The sequence below is a fragment of the Aeromonas sp. TS_SC_11 genome, from assembly GCF_057318915.1.
Map to the genome: position 1 here is coordinate 1,097,501 of NZ_CM170470.1, position 13,330 is coordinate 1,110,830.

11 protein-coding genes, 1 tRNA gene and 2 rRNA genes (1 of these 14 only partly in view) are annotated in these 13,330 nt (G+C 58.0%); all 14 read left to right on the forward strand.

Annotation, left to right across the window (positions count from 1 at the left end; genetic code table 11):
• A 23S ribosomal RNA gene (locus AC1P02_RS05185) occupies nucleotides 1-2,000 on the forward strand; it begins 890 nt to the left of the window's first position.
• A 120-nt stretch (nucleotides 2,001-2,120) separates the two neighbouring features.
• Nucleotides 2,121-2,235 (forward strand): 5S ribosomal RNA (gene rrf, locus AC1P02_RS05190).
• A 106-nt stretch (nucleotides 2,236-2,341) separates the two neighbouring features.
• Nucleotides 2,342-2,417, forward strand: a tRNA-Thr gene (locus tag AC1P02_RS05195).
• Nucleotides 2,418-2,688: 271 nt separating this feature from the next.
• Nucleotides 2,689-3,954, forward strand: coding sequence for a cytosine deaminase (locus tag AC1P02_RS05200; protein ID WP_485184375.1), 1,266 nt, complete (start codon nucleotides 2,689-2,691; stop codon nucleotides 3,952-3,954).
• An 89-nt stretch (nucleotides 3,955-4,043) separates the two neighbouring features.
• Nucleotides 4,044-4,421, forward strand: coding sequence for a fluoride efflux transporter CrcB (gene crcB, locus AC1P02_RS05205; RefSeq protein ID WP_058395818.1), 378 nt, complete (start codon nucleotides 4,044-4,046; stop codon nucleotides 4,419-4,421).
• 65 nt (nucleotides 4,422-4,486) lie between these two features.
• On the forward strand, nucleotides 4,487-5,239 hold the full coding sequence (ubiE, locus tag AC1P02_RS05210) for a bifunctional demethylmenaquinone methyltransferase/2-methoxy-6-polyprenyl-1,4-benzoquinol methylase UbiE (RefSeq protein ID WP_485184376.1): 753 nt from the start codon (nucleotides 4,487-4,489) through the stop codon (nucleotides 5,237-5,239).
• A gap of 8 nt (nucleotides 5,240-5,247) precedes the next feature.
• Nucleotides 5,248-5,856, forward strand: a complete 609-nt coding sequence (locus tag AC1P02_RS05215; RefSeq protein WP_282789434.1) for a ubiquinone biosynthesis accessory factor UbiJ — start codon at nucleotides 5,248-5,250, stop codon at nucleotides 5,854-5,856.
• Complete coding sequence (gene ubiB / locus AC1P02_RS05220) at nucleotides 5,856-7,496, forward strand: ubiquinone biosynthesis regulatory protein kinase UbiB (protein WP_275908099.1); 1,641 nt, start codon at nucleotides 5,856-5,858, stop codon at nucleotides 7,494-7,496. Before AC1P02_RS05215 ends, ubiB begins: the two co-directional genes overlap by 1 nt.
• Nucleotides 7,497-7,608: 112 nt before the next feature.
• Nucleotides 7,609-7,854 carry a Sec-independent protein translocase subunit TatA gene (gene tatA, locus AC1P02_RS05225; protein ID WP_005320705.1) on the forward strand — a complete coding sequence of 82 codons (246 nt, stop codon included), beginning with the start codon at nucleotides 7,609-7,611 and terminating at the stop codon, nucleotides 7,852-7,854.
• Nucleotides 7,855-7,857: 3 nt separating this feature from the next.
• On the forward strand, nucleotides 7,858-8,313 hold the full coding sequence (gene tatB / locus AC1P02_RS05230) for a Sec-independent protein translocase protein TatB (RefSeq protein WP_448764916.1): 456 nt from the start codon (nucleotides 7,858-7,860) through the stop codon (nucleotides 8,311-8,313).
• A complete protein-coding gene (gene tatC / locus AC1P02_RS05235; RefSeq protein WP_005320700.1) occupies nucleotides 8,310-9,065 on the forward strand; it encodes a twin-arginine translocase subunit TatC in 756 nt (251 codons plus the stop codon). Before tatB ends, tatC begins: the two co-directional genes overlap by 4 nt.
• A gap of 111 nt (nucleotides 9,066-9,176) precedes the next feature.
• On the forward strand, nucleotides 9,177-9,962 hold the full coding sequence (locus AC1P02_RS05240; RefSeq protein WP_485184380.1) for a TatD family hydrolase: 786 nt from the start codon (nucleotides 9,177-9,179) through the stop codon (nucleotides 9,960-9,962).
• 3 nt (nucleotides 9,963-9,965) lie between these two features.
• Complete coding sequence (hemB, locus tag AC1P02_RS05245; RefSeq protein ID WP_485184382.1) at nucleotides 9,966-10,985, forward strand: porphobilinogen synthase; 1,020 nt, start codon at nucleotides 9,966-9,968, stop codon at nucleotides 10,983-10,985.
• Nucleotides 10,986-11,208: 223 nt separating this feature from the next.
• A complete protein-coding gene (gene prlC, locus AC1P02_RS05250) occupies nucleotides 11,209-13,251 on the forward strand; it encodes an oligopeptidase A (RefSeq protein ID WP_265453300.1) in 2,043 nt (680 codons plus the stop codon).
• Nucleotides 13,252-13,330 lie beyond the last annotated feature (79 nt).

A 13,330-nucleotide genomic window follows, 5' to 3' on the forward strand; every position in this document is an offset into this window, starting at 1 on the left:
TCCATGCAAACTCCGAATACCAGTAAGTAATATCCGGGAGACACACGGCGGGTGCTAACGTCCGTCGTGAAGAGGGAAACAACCCAGACCGCCGGCTAAGGTCCCAAAGTTCTGGTTAAGTGGGAAACGATGTGGGAAGGCTCAGACAGCTAGGATGTTGGCTTAGAAGCAGCCATCATTTAAAGAAAGCGTAATAGCTCACTAGTCGAGTCGGCCTGCGCGGAAGATGTAACGGGGCTCAAACCAGGCACCGAAGCCGCGGATTCATACTTATGTATGAGTGGTAGGGGAGCGTTCTGTAAGTCTGCGAAGGTGTATCGAGAGGTATGCTGGAGATATCAGAAGTGCGAATGCTGACGTAAGTAACGATAAAGGGGGTGAAAAGCCTCCTCGCCGGAAGACCAAGGGTTCCTGTCCAACGTTAATCGGGGCAGGGTGAGTCGACCCCTAAGGTGAGGCCGAAAGGCGTAATCGATGGGAAGCAGGTTAATATTCCTGCACGACTTGTAATTGCGATGGGGGGACGGAGAAGGCTAGGTGGGCCAGGCGACGGTTGTCCTGGTGAAAGTGCGTAGGTGGTGTTTCTAGGCAAATCCGGAGACACAACACTGAGACACGAGACGAAGCCACTACGGTGGTGAAGCCATTGATGCCCTGCTTCCAGGAAAAGCCTCTAAGCTTCAGATTACAAGTCATCGTACCCCAAACCGACACAGGTGGTCGGGTAGAGAATACCAAGGCGCTTGAGAGAACTCGGGTGAAGGAACTAGGCAAAATAGAACCGTAACTTCGGGAGAAGGTTCGCTCTTGACAGTGAAGTCCCTTGCGGATGGAGCAGTTGGGAGTCGCAGTGACCAGATGGCTGGGACTGTTTATCAAAAACACAGCACTCTGCAAACACGAAAGTGGACGTATAGGGTGTGACACCTGCCCGGTGCCGGAAGGTTAATTGATGGGGTTAGCGCAAGCGAAGCTCTTGATCGAAGCCCCGGTAAACGGCGGCCGTAACTATAACGGTCCTAAGGTAGCGAAATTCCTTGTCGGGTAAGTTCCGACCTGCACGAATGGTGTAACCATGGCCATGCTGTCTCCACCCGAGACTCAGTGAAATCGAATTCGCCGTGAAGATGCGGTGTACCCGCGGCTAGACGGAAAGACCCCGTGAACCTTTACTACAGCTTGGCACTGAACATTGAACCTACATGTGTAGGATAGGTGGGAGGCTTTGAAGGCGTGACGCCAGTTGCGCTGGAGCCGTCCTTGAAATACCACCCTTGTATGTTTGATGTTCTAACGCAGGGCCCTGAATCGGGCTCGCGGACAGTGCCTGGTGGGTAGTTTGACTGGGGCGGTCTCCTCCCAAAGAGTAACGGAGGAGCACGAAGGTTGGCTAATCCTGGTCGGACATCAGGAGGTTAGTGCAATGGCATAAGCCAGCTTAACTGCGAGACGGACAGGTCGAGCAGGTACGAAAGTAGGTCATAGTGATCCGGTGGTTCTGAATGGAAGGGCCATCGCTCAACGGATAAAAGGTACTCCGGGGATAACAGGCTGATACCGCCCAAGAGTTCATATCGACGGCGGTGTTTGGCACCTCGATGTCGGCTCATCACATCCTGGGGCTGAAGTCGGTCCCAAGGGTATGGCTGTTCGCCATTTAAAGTGGTACGCGAGCTGGGTTCAGAACGTCGTGAGACAGTTCGGTCCCTATCTGCCGTGGGCGTTGGATGATTGAAGGGAGTTGCTCCTAGTACGAGAGGACCGGAGTGAACGAACCTCTGGTGTTCGGGTTGTCACGCCAGTGGCACTGCCCGGTAGCTAAGTTCGGAATCGATAACCGCTGAAAGCATCTAAGCGGGAAGCGAGCCCTGAGATGAGTCATCCCTGACCCCTTGAGGGTCCTAAAGGGCCGTTGGAGACCACAACGTTGATAGGTGGGGTGTGTAAGCGCGGCGACGTGTTGAGCTAACCCATACTAATTACCCGTGAGGCTTAACCATACAACACCCAAGAAGTGTTCTAAGGCTTGTAGCAAATTGAAGAACTACTACCTAATTCAGTGATAGCGAAGCCAATAGGCAAATCGTTATTCACGTCAGCTTTCTGGATTGAAGAATTTGCCTGGCGGCCATAGCGCCGTGGAACCACCTGATCCCATGCCGAACTCAGAAGTGAAACGCGGTAGCGCCGATGGTAGTGTGGCATTCGCCATGCGAGAGTAGGACACTGCCAGGCTTCAATTAAGCAATCACAGCGATGTGGTTGGTCGTGTGACAACGTAAGGTTGTTGCGGACGAGAGATTTAGATAACGCACGCAGTGCGGTCTTTACCGGTTAGTGTGCTGATATGGCTCAGTTGGTAGAGCGCATCCTTGGTAAGGATGAGGTCCCCAGTTCGACTCTGGGTATCAGCACCAGTAAATATTAAAGCCTCCCAATCGGGAGGCTTTTTTGCATCTGCGTTTCTCAGTTTACTGAGATTTTTCTGGCATCCAGATAGAGACGGGTCTGATCCGAGGCCCCTATTTCGGTCAATCCTGCCTTCATTCCGGTCAATTCCTTTTATTGTTGCCGTTTGCCAATAGTGTCAGCTTCATATGTATTCAACGTGAATGCTGTTCTATTAAATTGATCCGAGCTAAGTTGTCGATTGGAAAGGTAATAGGTGTCAGAAAAAGGATGAAAAACATGCTGATAAAGAATGTGTGTCTGACTGACAGGGAGGGGTTGTGGCAAATCCTCTGTCAGGATGGGTTGATCCGGGCCATCGAGCCCATGAGCACTCATATTCTGTCTGCCCGGGAGCTGGATGGGGAAGCAGGCCTGGCTATTGCACCTTTTATCGAGCCTCATATTCACCTCGACACTACCCAGACTGCTGGGGAGCCGAGCTGGAATCTGTCCGGTACCCTGTTCGAGGGGATAGAGCGCTGGGCCGAGCGCAAGGCGCTGCTGACTCATGAAGATGTGAAGCAGCGGACCATCCAGACCCTGAAATGGCAGATCGCCAACGGCATCCAGTTTGTCCGCACCCATGTGGATGTCTCCGACCCCAATCTGGTGGCCCTGAAAGCCATACTGGAGGTGCGGGAGGAGATGAAGGAGTGGGTCGAGCTGCAGATCGTCGCCTTCCCGCAGGAGGGGATCCTCTCTTATCCCAACGGTAAGGCCTTGCTGGAAGAGGCGCTCAGGCTGGGAGCCGATGTGATTGGCGCCATACCCCATTTCGAGTTCACCCGGGAATACGGGGTCGAAAGTCTGCATTACATCTTCGATCTCGCCGAGAAGTATCAGGTTCTGGTGGATGTTCATTGTGACGAGATCGATGACGAGCAGTCCCGCTTTATCGAGACCCTGGCGACCCTGGCTTACGAGCGCGGCATGGGCCATAGGGTGACCGCCAGCCATACCACAGCCATGCACTCCTACAACGGGGCCTATGCTTCCCGCCTGTTCCGGCTGCTCAAGATGGCGGACATCAACTTCGTCGCGAATCCGTTGGTGAACATCCACCTGCAGGGACGGTTCGATACCTATCCCAAGCGTCGTGGCATTACCCGGGTGAAGGAGATGCTGGAGGCCAACATCAATGTCTGCTTCGGCCACGATGATGTGTTCGATCCCTGGTATCCCATGGGCACCGCCAACATGCTGCAGGTGCTGCACATGGGGCTGCATGTGTGCCAGATCATGGGTTATGAGCAGATCAACGACAGTTTGAAACTGATCAGCAGCCATAGCGCCCGTACCCTGAATGTGCAGGATCGCTACGGCATCGAGGTGGGCAAGCCGGCCAATCTGCTGATCCTGCCCGCCGAGAATGGCTTTGATGCAGTGCGCCGTCAGGTGCCGGTGCGCTACTCCATTCGCCATGGTCGGGTGATTGCCGAGACCAGGCCAGCCCAGACCTCACTCCATCTGGATCGGGTCGAGCCGGTCGATTTTCGCCGCTAAGACGGCACTGCTGTGTCGATTAATTGCCTGTCTGTCCTCTGCTGTGGATATTTTGCATAATGTCGGCCTGATATTACGGAGTCTGCCCCATGCAAACCTGGTTATTTGTTGCAGCCGGTGGTGCCATCGGTGCCTGCCTGCGCTTTGGTATATCCGAGCTGATGGCGTTATTGCTGGGTCGCCATTTCCCCTACGGCACCCTGGTGGTCAATGTGGTGGGCTCTTTCATCATGGGTATCGCCTTTGCCCTCATCAGTCACGGTCATGTGGTGGAACACCCTATGAAGCCATTGTTGATGGTGGGGATCCTCGGGGCCCTGACTACCTTCTCTTCCTTTGCCCTCGATACGGTGGTGCTGGCCCAACATGGGGCCTATCTGAAAGCGCTGCTCAATATCGGTCTCAATCTCTTCCTCTGTCTGGCCATGGTGTTGCTGGGGATGCAGTTGGTCGCCAGCCGGGTTTAAGGTGTCCGCACGCCATTGGCTCTGGTAAACTGGCGACCATTCTTTGCTCTATGGGTGTTTAAGGGATGTCAGAACAGACTACGACAACGCATTTTGGCTTTAAAACCGTGGCCGCGACCGAGAAGGAAACTCTGGTTGCCGGCGTCTTCCATTCGGTGGCAGCCAAGTATGATCTGATGAACGATCTGATGTCTTTCGGCATCCACCGCCTGTGGAAGCGCTTCACCATCGATTGTTCCGGTGTGCGCAAGGGCCAGAAGGTGCTGGATCTGGCCGGTGGTACCGGTGATCTGACCGCCAAGTTCTCCCGCATCGTCGGCGAGACAGGTCAGGTGGTGCTGGCAGATATCAATGACTCCATGCTCAAGGTTGGCCGCGACAAGCTGCGCAACTTGGGGGTGGCGAACAACGTCTCTTACGTGCAGGCCAACGCCGAGGCGCTGCCCTTCCCGGACAATCACTTCGATGTCATCACCATCGGCTTCGGCCTTCGCAATGTGACCGACAAGGACAAGGCGCTGGCCTCCATGCTCCGTGTGCTCAAGCCGGGTGGCCGTCTGCTGGTGCTGGAGTTTTCCAAGCCGGCCAGCGAGGTGATCGCCAAGCTCTACGATCTCTACTCCTTCAAGTTGTTGCCAAAAATGGGCGAACTTGTCGCGAATGACGGTGAAAGCTACAAGTATCTGGCGGAATCCATCCGCATGCACCCGGACCAGCAGACCCTGAAGGGGATGATGGAAAATGTCGGTTTCGAGCAGGTTGAGTTCTACAACCTGACCCAGGGTGTGGTTGCCCTGCACCGCGGTTACAAGTTTTAAGGTTGCCTATGCCGATGGATGCCATGGTCACTGCCGTGATCGAAACCAGCCTCAATCAGCTGCTGACGTTCGACAAGCAGAGCCTGGAGCGGTTGCGCAAGCTGACGGGCAAGGTGCTCAAGCTGGAATTGCGTGAGCTCAAACCGCTCTGGTTCGTCTTCTCCGATCGCCGGCTCGATGTGCTGGCTCAGCATGAGGGTGAGGCCGATGCCGTGCTCAGCCTGTCGCTGACCGCCCTCGGTCTGCTGAAAGACCCGTCCGCTCTTACCCGTTATATCCGCGAGGAGAAGCTCGACCTGAGCGGCGATCCCCAGCTGGTGCAGGCGTTCAGCGTCTTGCTTGGCGAGCTGGATATCGACTGGGAAGAGGAGCTGTCGCGCTATACCGGCGACGTGCTGGCTCACACCCTGTTCAGCGGTGCCCGTCAGGCGCGCCGCGTGCTGGGGCGCGAGCTGTGCCGCTCCCAGCGTCAGTTGGCCGAATACCTGACCGAAGAGATCCGCCTCGCTCCCGGTCCGCTGGAGGTGGCGAGCTTCAACGATGACGTCGAGGTCCTGGCCCAGCAGCTCAAGGCCGTCGAGCTGCGACTGGCACGCTTCGAACAGCAGGTGGCCTGATGACCCCGAAGGAGTTCAAGCGCCTCTATCGCATCATCACCATACTGCTGGAGCAGGGCATAGATGAACTTGTACCTGCCCGCTATCAACCCTGGCCGGGTCGTCTGGCTCGTCGCAGCCTGTTCTGGCTCAAGAAAAAGCAGCCCGATCTTAGCCGGGGCGCCCGCATTCGCCTCGCCTTCGAGGCTCTCGGCCCCATCTTCATCAAGTTCGGTCAGATGCTGTCGACCCGGCGCGATCTTCTGCCGCCGGATATCGCCGAAGAGCTGGCCATGTTGCAGGACAGGGTTCCCCCCTTCTGCGGTCAGGCGGCCCGTCTCAAGATCGAGGAGAGCCTGGGTTGCCCCGTCGAAACGCTGTTCGACGATTTCGACGAGACACCGCTGGCCTCGGCCTCCATCGCCCAGGTCCATACCGGTCGATTGAAGGAGAATGGCCGCGAGATCGTCATCAAGGTGATCCGCCCGGATATAGAGCCGGTCATCGAGGCCGACCTGCGTCTGATGCAGACCCTGGCTCGTCTGGTGGCCCGTTTCGTACCCCAGAGCACGCGCCTGCGCCCCATCGAGGTGGTGGAAGAGTATCGCAAGACCATACTCGACGAATTGAACCTGATGCGAGAAGCGGCCAATGCCATCCAGCTGCGCCGCAACTTCACCGGTTCCGATGCGCTCTACGTGCCCGAGGTGTTCACCGAACACTGCCGTGAGCATGTGCTGGTGATGGAGCGCATCTACGGTATACCGGTTTCCGACATTCCTGCATTGGAAGCCAACGGCACCAACATGAAGCTGTTGGCCGAGCGGGGTGTGGAAGTCTTCTTCACCCAGGTGTTCCGTGACAGTTTCTTCCACGCCGACATGCACCCGGGCAACATTTTCGTCTCCTATGAGCATCCCGACAATCCGCTCTGGATCGGCATAGACTGCGGCATCGTCGGCACCCTGAATCGGGAAGACAAGCGCTACCTGGCCGAGAACTTCCTCGCCTTCTTCAACCGTGACTATCGCCGGGTGGCGGAGCTGCATGTGGAGTCTGGCTGGGTACCACCCGATACCAAGGTGGATGAATTCGAATTTGCCATTCGCACCGTGCTGGAACCCATTTTCGAGAAGCCGCTGTCCGAGATTTCGTTCGGCCACGTGCTGCTCAACCTGTTCAATACAGCCCGTCGCTTCAACATGGCGGTGCAGCCGCAACTGGTGCTGCTGCAAAAGACCCTGCTTTATGTGGAGGGGCTGGGTCGTCAACTCTATCCCCAGCTGGACCTGTGGCAGACTGCCAAGCCTTATCTGGAAAACTGGATGCAGGAGCAGGTCGGGCCGAAAGCAGTGTGGAATGCCATCAAGGAGAAGGCGCCGTTTTGGGCGGAGAAGCTGCCGGAGCTGCCCGAGCTGGTCTACGAGACACTGCGCCAGACCCGTCACCAGCAGCGCCACTTCGACCAGATGTTTGCCGATTTTCGCCGCCACAGCCGGCGGCAGGGGCAAGCACGCTACCTCTTAGGGGTTGGAGCCAGCCTGCTGTTGGTGGGTGTATTCTTGCTGACCCAAAAACAACACATTGAATGGGGACAAATCAGCCTGGCTGGTGCCGGATTATGCTGGTTGCTGGGGTGGTTCAAGGCCCGTTCACACTAATTGCCTGCTTGCACACCTCAAGTGCCAGTTTGGAAAGATTGCGTGCTGGTATCAGTATCGTGCTCGTCAATAACACACTCGCGCCCCTTGGCGCCAATTTTGGAGAAATATCATGGGTGGTATCAGTATTTGGCAATTGTTGATCATCGCGGCCATCGTAGTCTTGCTGTTCGGCACCAAGAAATTGCGCGGGATCGGTGGTGATCTGGGCGCGGCCGTCAAAGGCTTTAAGAAAGCCATGTCTGATGAACCCGAGGCCAAGCCGGCCGAGAAGGATGCAGATTTCGATCCGAAACAGCTGAACGATGCGGCCACCAGAGCCGAGGCCGCCAAGCAGAAAGACAAAGATCAGGCTTAAGCCATGTTCGATATCGGTTTCTGGGAGCTGGTTGTCATCGGCATCGTCGCCCTAGTGGTGCTCGGTCCCGAGCGGCTGCCCGTGGCGATCCGTACCGCCAGCCACTGGATCAGACTGATCCGCAGCACTGCCAACTCGGTCAAGTCCGAGCTGGAGCAGGAGCTGAGGTTGCAAGAGCTGCACAACGACCTGAAGAAGGCCGAACAGTTGCAGATGAGCAACCTGAGCCCCGAGTTGCAGGAGTCTATCGAGCAGTTGAAGGCGGCGGCACAATCGGTGACCCGTCCCTATGAACAGCAAAATACCATCCATCCTGCCCCGGCTGCTGCCGAGGTGAAGGCTGAACCTGCACAACCTGCACAACCTGCCGCGGCCATGACTCATGATGAGGCGCCCATGGTGACAACCGTTCAGAGCACGGATGTCCTTGCTGACAAAAAAGAGGAGGTGAAGCCATGAGTCAGGCCGAACAACCTCTGATCAGTCATCTGATCGAACTGAGAACCCGGTTGCTGCATGCCATTTCGGCCATCCTGCTGGTGTTTGTCTGTCTGGTTTACTTTTCCAACAATATCTACGACTTCGTAGCCCAGCCGCTGCTCAGCCAGTTGCCGGCAGGCACCAGCATGATTGCGACGGATGTGGCGACCCCCTTCCTGACACCCATCAAGCTGACTCTGGTGGTCTCCTTCTTTGTGGCGATCCCCTATCTGCTTTACCAGGCCTGGGCCTTCATCGCCCCTGGTTTGTACAAGCATGAGCGGCGTCTCATCATGCCGCTGGTCGTCTCCACCGCAGTGCTGTTTTACAGCGGAATGGCGTTTGCCTACTACGTGGTGTTCCCGCTGGTGTTCGGCTTCTTCACCAGTACGGCGCCCGCCGGAGTGACGGTGGCGACCGACATCGCCAGCTATCTGGACTTCGTGCTGACCCTGTTCTTCGCGTTCGGGGTGGCGTTCGAGATACCTGTGGCTACCATACTGCTGTGCTGGACAGGAGTGACCACTCCCAAGAGCCTGCGGGAGAAGCGTCCTTACGTCATCGTCGGGGTATTTGTGGTCGGCATGTTGTTGACGCCACCCGATGTCTTCTCCCAGACCCTGCTCGCCATTCCCATGTGGGCCTTGTGGGAGATAGGTCTATTCTTCGCCCGTTTCTATGTGAAGAAAGAGGATGAGGAGCAACAGGAACAAACGGAAGAGGGGAGCTGAGGCTCCCTTCCTCTTTTCATGCCCCCGTTCGAGGCGTATGGTGATGCCCCATCGAGTAGATGGTTTTCAAATACCTGATATGTCTTCCTTTTGTTCGGAACATCTCATCCCATGATCGACATTGGTCTCAACCTCACCAGCAGCCAGTTTGCCGGTGAACAGCCTGAACTGGTGGAACGCGCCCGTGCCGCCGGGGTGGAGGCACTGATCCTGACCGGTACCGATCTGGCCGGTAGCCGCGAAAGCGCTGACCTGGCTGCGCTGTGGCCGGGTTACTGTTTCTCCACCGCCGGTGTGCATCCTCACGATGCCAAAAGCGTCGATAATGCGACCCTCCCCACCTTGCGCGAGCTGGCGACACTGCCGCAGGTGGTCGCCATCGGCGAGTGTGGCCTCGACTACAACCGCGATTTCTCCCCCCGTCCGGTGCAGGATGCGGTATTCGACGCCCAGCTGGCACTGGCGGCCGAGCTCGGGATGCCGGTGTTTCTGCACTGTCGCGATGCGCACACCCGTTTTATCGAGATCCTGCGTCCCTGGCTGCCCAGATTGCCGGGGGCCGTGCTGCACTGCTTCACCGGTTCCGACGAGGAGCTGGACGAGTGTCTGGCGCTGGGACTGCATATCGGGGTGACTGGCTGGCTCTGCGACGAGCGCCGTGGTCAGCTGCTGCGGGAACAGGTGGCGCGCATTCCGGCCGGCCGGCTGATGATAGAGACAGACGCCCCCTATCTGGTACCGCGGGATTTGAAACCCAGACCCAAACGCAACGAACCCGCTTATTTGCCGCATATCGCCAAGGTGGTGGCGGCCTGCCGTGGTGAAGCGCCCGAGGCCTTGCTGGCCCATACCCGGGCCACCTCCGCCGCGTTCTTCCAACTTCCTCTTCAGGAGTGATTCATGGCTACAACTCTTCCGGGCGCCTTTCCGGGTCGCCGCCTGCGCCGGGTGCGCAAACATGATTTCAGCCGTCGTCTGGTGCGCGAGAACGTACTGACCGCTAACGATCTCATCTATCCCGTGTTCGTGCTGGAGGGGGAGAACCGTCGTGAGGCCGTCACCTCCATGCCGGGGGTGGATCGTCTGTCCATCGACCTGCTGCTGGCGGAAGCCGAAGAGCTGGTCGCCCTCGGCGTGCCCGCCATTGCGCTCTTCCCGGTGACCCCGATGGAGAGCAAGAGCCTGTTGGCGGAAGAGGCCTACAGTCCGGACGGTCTGGCCCAGCGGGCGACCCGCGCCCTCAAGGCTCGTTTCCCCGAGCTGGGGGTCATCACCGACGTGGCACTCGACCCCTTCACCACCCATGGTCAGGACGGCATCATCGATGATGAAGGCTATGTGCTGAACGACATCACCACGGAAATTCTGGTGAAGCAGGCGCTCTCCCACGCGGCCGCTGGGGCCGATATCGTTGCGCCGTCCGACATGATGGATGGCCGCATCGGCGCGATTCGCGCCGCGCTGGAAGCGAACGGCTTCATCAATGTCCAGATCATGGCCTACTCCGCCAAGTATGCCTCCTGCTACTACGGCCCGTTCCGCGATGCGGTGGGCTCTGCCGGCAACCTCGGCAAGAGCAACAAGGCCACCTATCAGATGGATCCGGCCAACAGCAACGAAGCCCTGCACGAAGTGGCGCTGGATATTCAGGAAGGGGCTGACAGCGTCATGGTCAAGCCGGGCATGCCCTACTTGGACGTGATCCGTCAGGTGAAGGATCAGTTCGGCGTGCCGACTTTTGCTTATCAGGTGAGCGGCGAGTACGCCATGCACATGGCGGCGATCCAGAACGGCTGGCTGAAGGAGAAGGAGAGCATCATGGAGTCCCTGCTCTGCTTCAAGCGAGCCGGTGCCGATGGCATTCTCACCTACTTCGCCAAACGGGTTGCCCAGTGGCTGCAGGAAGACGCCAGACGCTGATGTCCGCCATCTCATTTCCCTCACAATGCCGGCCCCTGGGCCGGCATTGTCGTCTCTGACTGCCTGATCGCTGCTTTAATGAGCATGTTTTCGCGAAAAGTGGGCAACTTACCCGGTTCACGGCGGCAAAGGCTTGATTAATGAGGTTCCTGCCTACATCTTAGGTAGTCCAAGCAGGCTTCTGGACGGCAGGGGCTGTAAGAGAATTTAGAGGTACCGCAGGATGAACAACCCTTTGCTGACAATGGACTCGCTGCCCCCCTTCAGCCAGATCCAGCCCGAACAGGTGCAAGCTGCCGTGACGCAGGCCATCGCCGATTGCAAACAGAAGATCACCGATGTGCTGGCCCAGCGCGATTCCCATACCTGGGACAGCCTGATTGCCCCGCTGGAAGAGGTGAATGACCGCCTGGCACGAGTCTGGTCGCCGGTCAGCCATCTCAACTCCGTCCTCAACAGCGAAGCGCTGCGCGCGGCCCACGACGCCTGCCTGCCGCTGCTGTCCGAATTCCAGACCTATGTCGGTCAACATGAAGGCCTCTATCAGGCTTATCTGGCCCTCTTTGAGAGCGATGATTTCCCTCGCCTCGATGGTGCCCAGCGCAAGGAGATCCAGAATACCCTGCGCGATTTTCGTCTGTCCGGTATCGGTCTGCCCGCCGAGGCGCAGCAGCGCTACGGTGAAATCCAGGCCCGCCTCTCCGAGCTCGCCTCCCGCTTCAGCAACAACGTGCTGGATGCGACCCAGGGCTGGACCAAGCTGGTGAGTGACGAGGCCGAACTGGCCGGTCTGCCACAAAGCGTACTGGCTGCCGCCCGTCAGCTGGCGGAGCAGAAGGGTCAGCAGGGCTGGTTGTTCACCCTGGATATCCCCTCCTATCTGCCGGTAATGATGTATGCCGACAACCGCGAACTGCGTGCCGAGCTGTACGAGGCGTTCACCACTCGCGCCTCGGATCAGGGCCCGAACGCCGGCAAATGGGATAACTCCGCCATCATGACAGAGCTGCTCACCTTGCGTCGCGAGCTGGCCCAGTTGCTGGGTTTTGGCAACTATGCCGAGTTGTCGCTCGCCACCAAGATGGCGGAAAAGACCGAACAGGTAGTGGGTTTCCTCACTGATCTCGCAGCCAAATCCCTGCCGCAAGGCAAGGCCGAGCTGGAAGAGATCCGCACCTTTGCCGCCGAGCATCACGGTCAGCGCGAGCTGGCAGCCTGGGATCTTCCCTATTACGCCGAGAAGCTCAAGCAGCACAAGTTCTCCATCTCCGACGAGCAACTGCGCCCCTACTTCCCTGCCAACAAGGTAGTAAAAGGGCTGTTCGAGGTGGTGAAGCGGGTATTCGGCATCAAGGTGCGCGAGCGTCTCGGCATCGACACCTGGCATCCGGACGTGCGTTTCTACGACATCTTCGATGCCGAGGATGAGCTGCGCGGCAGCTTCTACCTCGACCTCTATGCCCGTGAGCACAAGCAGGGCGGCGCCTGGATGGATGTCTGCCTGGGTCGTCGCTACCGTCAGGATGGATCCTTGCAAAAGCCGGTTGCCTACCTGACCTGCAACTTCAACGGCCCTGTGGATGGCAAACCGGCCCTGTTTACCCACGACGAGGTGGTGACTCTGTTCCACGAGTTTGGCCACGGCATTCACCACATGCTGACCCAGATCGACGTGGCCGGTGTCGCCGGCATCAACGGCGTGGCCTGGGATGCGGTGGAGCTGCCGAGTCAATTCCTGGAGAACTGGTGCTGGGAATCCGAAGCGCTGGCCTTTATCTCCGGCCACCATGAGACCGGCGAGCCATTGCCTGCCGATCTGCTGGAGAAGATGCTGACCGCCCGCAACTTCCAGGCCGCCATGCAGATGTTGCGTCAGCTAGAATTCGCCTTGTTCGACTTCCGTCTGCACCAGGAGTTTGACCCGGCCAACCCTGATCAGATCCCGACTCTGCTGGCCGAGGTGCGCAGCCAGGTGGCCGTGATGACGCCCCCTGCGTTCAACCGTTTCCAGCACAGCTTCTCCCACATTTTTGCGGGCGGCTATGCGGCGGGTTACTACAGCTATAAATGGGCCGAAGTGTTGTCGGCAGATGCCTTCTCCCGCTTCGAGGAGGAGGGGATCTTCAATCCGGCCACAGGCCAATCCTTCCTGAAGAACATCTTGGAGAAGGGCGGTTCCAAGGAGCCGATGGAGCTGTTCCGGGCCTTCCGTGGCCGCGAGCCCCAAGTGGATGCTCTGCTGCGCCATAGCGGGATTGCCGCGTGAGACTCAGTGCCCCAGGCGGCCTTGAGCTTCAAGCAGGTACACTTTTGCGGCATAGTGGGATCTCCGCGTGATTTTTGAG

Coding starts and splice junctions, on each gene's coding strand:
- AC1P02_RS05200 (WP_485184375.1), top strand. CDS start 2,689: ATGCTGATAAAGAATGTGTGTCTGACTGACAGGGAGGGGTTGTGGCAA.
- crcB (WP_058395818.1), top strand. CDS start 4,044: ATGCAAACCTGGTTATTTGTTGCAGCCGGTGGTGCCATCGGTGCCTGC.
- ubiE (WP_485184376.1), top strand. CDS start 4,487: ATGTCAGAACAGACTACGACAACGCATTTTGGCTTTAAAACCGTGGCC.
- AC1P02_RS05215 (WP_282789434.1), top strand. CDS start 5,248: ATGCCGATGGATGCCATGGTCACTGCCGTGATCGAAACCAGCCTCAAT.
- ubiB (WP_275908099.1), top strand. CDS start 5,856: ATGACCCCGAAGGAGTTCAAGCGCCTCTATCGCATCATCACCATACTG.
- tatA (WP_005320705.1), top strand. CDS start 7,609: ATGGGTGGTATCAGTATTTGGCAATTGTTGATCATCGCGGCCATCGTA.
- tatB (WP_448764916.1), top strand. CDS start 7,858: ATGTTCGATATCGGTTTCTGGGAGCTGGTTGTCATCGGCATCGTCGCC.
- tatC (WP_005320700.1), top strand. CDS start 8,310: ATGAGTCAGGCCGAACAACCTCTGATCAGTCATCTGATCGAACTGAGA.
- AC1P02_RS05240 (WP_485184380.1), top strand. CDS start 9,177: ATGATCGACATTGGTCTCAACCTCACCAGCAGCCAGTTTGCCGGTGAA.
- hemB (WP_485184382.1), top strand. CDS start 9,966: ATGGCTACAACTCTTCCGGGCGCCTTTCCGGGTCGCCGCCTGCGCCGG.
- prlC (WP_265453300.1), top strand. CDS start 11,209: ATGAACAACCCTTTGCTGACAATGGACTCGCTGCCCCCCTTCAGCCAG.